Source organism: Paenisporosarcina sp. P5_A11 (assembly GCF_056400705.1).
Map to the genome: position 1 here is coordinate 1 of NZ_JBFUKT010000353.1, position 1278 is coordinate 1278.

Annotated in this window: 1 pseudogene; it reads left to right on the top strand. The window is 51.4% G+C overall.

What is annotated here, in order from left to right:
- Positions 1–1278: pseudogene (locus tag AC1DOS_RS20185) on the top strand (collagen-like triple helix repeat-containing protein); the annotation flags it as partial.

The following is a 1278-nucleotide window of genomic DNA, read 5'->3' on the forward strand; positions in this document are numbered from 1 at the left end:
CGGGCATACAAGGTGAAATTGGGCCTCAAGGTGTTCCTGGCATAAAGGGCGAAACTGGGCCTCAAGGTGTTCCTGGCATAGAGGGCGAAACTGGGCCTCAAGGTGTTCCTGGCATAAAGGGCGAAACTGGGCCTCAAGGTAAAACTGGACCTCAAGGTGTTCCGGGCATTCAAGGTGAAACTGGACCTCAAGGTGTTCCTGGTGTATGCTGCGAAACTCGGTCACAAGGTCTTACGGGCATAAAAGGTGAAGCTGGGCCTCAAGGTGTCCCTGGCATCCAAGGTGAAACTGGGAGACAAGGTCTTACGGGCATACAAGGTAAAACGGGGCCTCAAGGTCTAAAAGGCAAACAAGGTGAAATTGGACCTCAAGGTATTCCGGGCATACAAGGTAAAATGGGGCCTCCTGGTCTTACGGGCRTACAAGGTGAAACTGGGTCTCAAGGTCTTACAGGCAAACAAGGTGAAATTGGACCTCAAGGTGTTCCGGGCATACAAGGTGAAACTGGRCCTCAAGGTGAAACTGGGCCTCAAGGTCTGACAGGCATACAAGGCGAAATTGGACCTCAAGGTGTTCCGGGCATACAAGGTAAAATGGGGCCTCCAGGTCTTACGGGCAAACAAGGTGAAAGAGGTCCTCAAGGTGTTCCAGGTGTAAAAGGCGAAACTGGACCTCCAGGTGTTCCGGGTGTAAAAGGCGAAACTGGGCCTCAAGGTGTTCCGGGCACACAAGGTGAAATTGGGCCTCCAGGTCTTACGGGCAAACAAGGTGAAACTGGACCTCAAGGCGTTCCGGGCATACAAGGTAAAATTGGGCCTCAAGGTCTTAAGGGCAAACAAGGTGAAACTGGACGACAAGGTGTTCCGGGGATACAAGGTAAAATGGGATCTCAAGGTCTTAAGGGCAAACAAGGTGAAACTGGACGACAAGGTGTTCCGGGGATACAAGGCGAAATTGGGCCTCAAGGTCTTACAGGCAAACAAGGTGAAACTGGGCCTCAAGGTCTTATAGGCAAACAAGGTGAAACTGGGCCTCAAGGTCTTCCAGGCAAACAAGGTGAAACTGGGCCTCAAGGTCTTATAGGCAAACAAGGTGAAACTGGGCCTCAAGGTGTCCAGGGTATACMAGGTGAAATTGGGCCTCAAGGTCTTACAGGCAAACAAGGTGAAAYTGGGCCTCAAGGTCTTAYAGGCAAAMAAGGTGAAAYTGGGCCTCAAGGTGTYCMGGGYRTACMAGGYGAAATTGGGCCTCAAGGTCTTACAGGCAAACAAGGTGAAA